Annotated in this window: 8 protein-coding genes; 4 read left to right on the forward strand and 4 right to left on the reverse strand. The window is 71.2% G+C overall.

The genetic code is table 11. The annotated features are described in order from the left end of the window. Window positions 1-199: 199 nt before the first annotated feature. Window positions 200-631 carry a GcrA family cell cycle regulator gene (locus tag HW577_RS22280; RefSeq protein WP_198378307.1) on the forward strand — a complete coding sequence of 144 codons (432 nt, stop codon included), beginning with the start codon at window positions 200-202 and terminating at the stop codon, window positions 629-631. Further along, on the forward strand, window positions 624-800 hold the full coding sequence (locus HW577_RS22285) for a hypothetical protein (RefSeq protein ID WP_198378308.1): 177 nt from the start codon (window positions 624-626) through the stop codon (window positions 798-800). The genes HW577_RS22280 and HW577_RS22285 overlap by 8 nt, the downstream gene beginning before the upstream one ends. A gap of 122 nt (window positions 801-922) precedes the next feature. Here HW577_RS22285 and HW577_RS22290 read toward each other — a convergent pair whose 3' ends face one another. The 4 genes from HW577_RS22290 to HW577_RS22305 are packed head-to-tail and all read right to left on the reverse strand — an operon-like array spanning window position 923 to window position 2,908. Continuing rightward, window positions 923-1,390 (reverse strand): hypothetical protein, encoded by a 468-nt coding sequence (locus tag HW577_RS22290; protein ID WP_198378309.1) that lies wholly within the window; start codon window positions 1,388-1,390, stop codon window positions 923-925. Next, window positions 1,390-1,731: a hypothetical protein gene (locus tag HW577_RS22295; RefSeq protein WP_198378310.1), complete on the reverse strand. Its 342-nt coding sequence runs from the start codon at window positions 1,729-1,731 to the stop codon at window positions 1,390-1,392. Before HW577_RS22295 ends, HW577_RS22290 begins: the two co-directional genes overlap by 1 nt. Beyond that, a complete protein-coding gene (locus tag HW577_RS22300; RefSeq protein ID WP_198378311.1) occupies window positions 1,728-2,315 on the reverse strand; it encodes a hypothetical protein in 588 nt (195 codons plus the stop codon). Before HW577_RS22300 ends, HW577_RS22295 begins: the two co-directional genes overlap by 4 nt. Further along, window positions 2,312-2,908, reverse strand: coding sequence for a hypothetical protein (locus HW577_RS22305; RefSeq protein WP_198378312.1), 597 nt, complete (start codon window positions 2,906-2,908; stop codon window positions 2,312-2,314). The genes HW577_RS22300 and HW577_RS22305 overlap by 4 nt, the downstream gene beginning before the upstream one ends. A gap of 57 nt (window positions 2,909-2,965) precedes the next feature. Here HW577_RS22305 and HW577_RS22310 point away from each other — a divergent pair, with 57 nt between their 5' ends. Together HW577_RS22310 and HW577_RS22315 are read left to right on the forward strand one after the other, a co-directional pair. Beyond that, entirely contained in the window at window positions 2,966-3,112 is a 147-nt protein-coding gene (locus HW577_RS22310) for a hypothetical protein (protein WP_198378313.1), read from the forward strand. A gap of 290 nt (window positions 3,113-3,402) precedes the next feature. Further along, window positions 3,403-3,699, forward strand: a complete 297-nt coding sequence (locus HW577_RS22315) for a hypothetical protein (protein ID WP_198378314.1) — start codon at window positions 3,403-3,405, stop codon at window positions 3,697-3,699. The last annotated feature ends 101 nt before the right edge of the window (window positions 3,700-3,800 follow it).

The raw sequence follows: 3,800 nt of genomic DNA on the forward strand, positions 1-3,800 counted from the left end.
GCCCCGTGCTCTTCCGATCTCGGGGCGCGGCAAGGCGGTCAAGGCGTGGCCCGGCGCGGCAGGGCCGGGTTGGGCGCGGCGCGGCACGGCGGGGCTTGGCGGGGCGGGGCCGGGCTAGGCTTGGCGGTCGTGGATGCGGGCGCGGCTTCGGCTGCGCCCGCGATTCCCCTGACCCCTGTCGCCGTGCAATCTGTCGCGCATGCTGGATGCGACCACCCGCGACGAAGCGCCGCGCACGCGGCTTCCTGGCCGTCATCAATGCTGCTGGCCGGTCGGCGATCCGAAGGGGCCGGACTTCTCCTTCTGCTGCGATCCCGTCGCTGACGCCCAGGCCGCCGGCATGGCCTCGCGCTATTGCGCGCACCATGCGGCGATCGCCCGCCGGCCCGTCGACGCCTTCGGCCGGCCCATCCGCGCCGCCGCCGCGCCAGCCGCCCAGGCGCCGCCCACGAAGCCCGCGCGGCGAAAGAGCCAGGTCGAGATCCACGCCGACGACCTTCGTCGCCTTCGTGACCAAGGGCTGTCCGTGGTCGAGATCGGAAAGAGGCTGGGCATCGGGGCATCGACGGCCAACAGGTGGCTCGTCCGGGCGGGGCTGCCACGCGGAAGATGGTCGCAGCCCCATGCGTGACCGACCGGGACGGGCCGAGCGCGAGATGGCCGACCTTCGCCGGCAGTTGGAACATGAGCGCCAAGCCCGGCGGGAAGCGGAGAAGCGCGCGGCCGAGGCCCAGGCGGAAGCGCGACGGATGCAGCAGGCCGCCCAGACGGCGCTGAACGAATTGCGCAAGCGGGGCTGACGGCGGGCGTGCATTTCGCCTGCGCTGTCGGCTACGGTGGCAACGCAGCGCGTCGGCCATTCCTCCCCGGACTCGCGCAAGGCCGGCGGCAACGGTGATCCGGCCGCCGGCCGCCCCCTTCGTCAGATCGGCAAGTCGATCCGGTCGCCCGGCCGCGCCTCTCGGATCGCCCGGGCCAGCGCCATCACCTGATCGCGCGTGACCGCCGCCAGCCCTTCGGACAGCACCGGGGCAACCTGATGCGCGGCGACCGTCAGCAGATCGCGGGCGATGGGCGTCATGTGCGCGGGCAGCGCGTTCATCGGTTCCAGATCAAGGACCGAGCAGGCGCAGGCCGCAAATGCAGATGGGCCGTGGGCTTCCACCCGCTGCACCACGGCCGCGATATCGAGCCCGGCGCGGTAGGACAGTTCGGCCATCGGCCCCGCGATCATCGTCCGCGTCATCGCTGCCGCGTCGGGGTCGGCGCCGGGCTCGTCAGCGATCACCTCGTAGTGGTCATCGCGGGCCAGCAGATGCAGGCCGCCCGCCCCTTCGGCCCGCATCGCGACCGCATGGCCTAGTTCGTGAAGCGCCAGCGAGAGGTCCATCACGCCAAGTCCCGCGCCCGGCTGAGCAAGTGCGACCGCGCCCATCGCCTGATGGTCGACGCGGCATCATCGGCCTGCTCGCACGCCGCCTTGATCTGTCGGAGCATGGCGCGGGCCTCATCCACCGGCCCGGCGGCTGCGTCGGAAAGGCGTTGCAGGGCTTCGGACAGATCGCCCTGCGCATCGCGCGCCGAAATCACGACCTGCTCCAGTTCGTGCAGCCGATCGCCGACCTCCTGGCGGGTCGCCGCGTCCTTCTCATCGACGAAGCGACGCACGGCGAGAAGAAGCGCGTCCTCGCGCGAAATCATGGCCGGCTGGCCCTGGTGCTGCGCGCTCATGCTGCGATCCTTTTCCGGCGCAGGAATTCCGACTTGTGACGCTCGAGTTCCGCCTTGTGGACGCGGGACAATTCCGCCTGATCCGGCGATGCAGTCTTGATCGCCGCGTTCGCCTTCCAGCCCGACGCCGCGACCCGCAGCGCGCTCCGGGCGCGGGGCAATTCGTCGCGCAGCGCGGTCAGCGTGCGCCGATGATGCTCAATGTCGTCCCGCATCTGACGCGCGGTCGCCTTCGCATCGTCGGTGCCGCCAAGCGCACGGGCGGCAAGCGCCAGATCGGGCGGAAGATCGACCGGCAGCGCGGCCCCGTCCTCAAGGTAGCGGCACACCGCCTCAAGCCCTTCGATCTCGCGCTCGAAGGCGTCAGCGATATCCGATGCCCGGGCGATCCTTGTCGCCACGCTGCGGCGCGCATCTTCGACACGGCCCAGCAGCGCGGGCGCTGCGGCGGCGGCCTGGATCAGCGCGCCGAGCGGCGCATCGACGGGAATGGGAGGATGCGCGGCGATTTCCTCCGCGACGGCGTCGCCGATGGTGAAGCCCGCGCGGATTTGCGCCCGCGCCCGCGTGACGAAGCCGCTCACTGGAGCCCCCTGCGATCGATCTCGTTGACCATCGCGCCCGCGAGCGTGCGATAGGCGAACGCCCGCTGGGCGATCCGGACGCCGGCGATCTTCGCGTCCACATCATCCATGAACCGCGACGCGGCGGCTGCGGCGGCGGCGGTTGGGACTCCCTTCTGCGTGAGCGCGATGGTGACGAGGCCGGCGGCCTCCACTTTCGCGCTGGCGGCTTCTGCCTCCTGCGCTGCTGTGGCTTGGACTGCGCGCGTGATGCGCTCGCTGAGATCCATGTCTTCCTTCTCCCGACCGGGGTTCGACGCAGCGACTGCGGCGTCATCGCGTGATTCTATCTGACCGCGACGCGCGATAGAATCCTCGCGAACAGCAGCAGCACGAAGGGGATCACGGTCATGGATTTGGAAAGCGGAATCGGCAGAGGCTTCCTCCATCAGCAGCGAGCCGAGCGCGCGGCCGGCGCATCGCGGGCGGAAGCGCGGGATCGCATCGCGGCCGATGCCACGCGCGCGCCGCTCGTCTGCCCGCCGGGCGCGAATGCAGCCCAGCGCGCGGCGTGGCATATGGCGACCAACGAGATCGAAGCGCGGCGTCGGCAAAGCCGCATCGCGCGCGGGTTCGACATCGGCGCCCTGACGCGCGCGCCGGCCGGCTGCGTGCCGATCGCCATGATGGTGTCGTCGAAGGCGCTGGTCAGGCTTGTCGCCGATCCCGCCGGCCGGCTTCGCATGATCACGAAGACCGGCGAACTCGGACCGCAGATCACGGTGTCGGAAGCGGCGCGGATCGCGCGCGGCGCCTGATCGAAGTCAGACCTGGCTCTACGACAGCGGCGATCGGCCGGGCAAATTGCACGGCGCCGATCGCTGAAATCCTAGGACAGACGCCGCCCGCGCGTGGCATGCGGCTTGCCCTATAGTAGCGGGCAGCATGCCACGGCGGCCCGCGCCGCGCGCATCTTCGGCATGCGCGCCGCGCCCCATCATCTGCCGTGAATTTCCTGGCGGTCCGCGCCCCTGATCCTTCTGTATCGCGCAGCCGGCCGCCCAATGGGCGCCGCCGTCATCCCCAACCCGCTTTCAGGAGACGCGCGATGCGCGATTGGAATTTTCTCGGCTGCCCCGAATGTTTCCGCGAGGAACTGCGCGCGTGGATTTTGCACGCAATCGCTCCGGACGCCGGCGATGGAACCCTTGCGGTCCTCAACAACGATCTTCGCGGGGCCGTGGCGGGATTGGACGGGGACCGCGTCCTTCACCTTCCGGCGCTGGTCCGCTGGCTCGCCGCCGACGCGCCGGCGCTCTGTTGGGGATCGCCTGCCGCCGTCGCCGGCTGGCCGCAGCACCATGTCCGGCACCGCACCGCGCCGCAGGCCGTCGCGGCCGATTGATCCGCGCGCCGATCCCCGCCCGCATCGCGCCGCCGCTGACGCTTGCCACCCGGCGGCCGGCGCGGCCTTGTAAGGCCATGCCAGCCCCGCCCCGCCCCGCC

The sequence above is a fragment of the Neoroseomonas rubea genome (genome assembly GCF_016106015.1).
GTDB classification, from domain to species: domain Bacteria; phylum Pseudomonadota; class Alphaproteobacteria; order Acetobacterales; family Acetobacteraceae; genus Neoroseomonas; species Neoroseomonas rubea.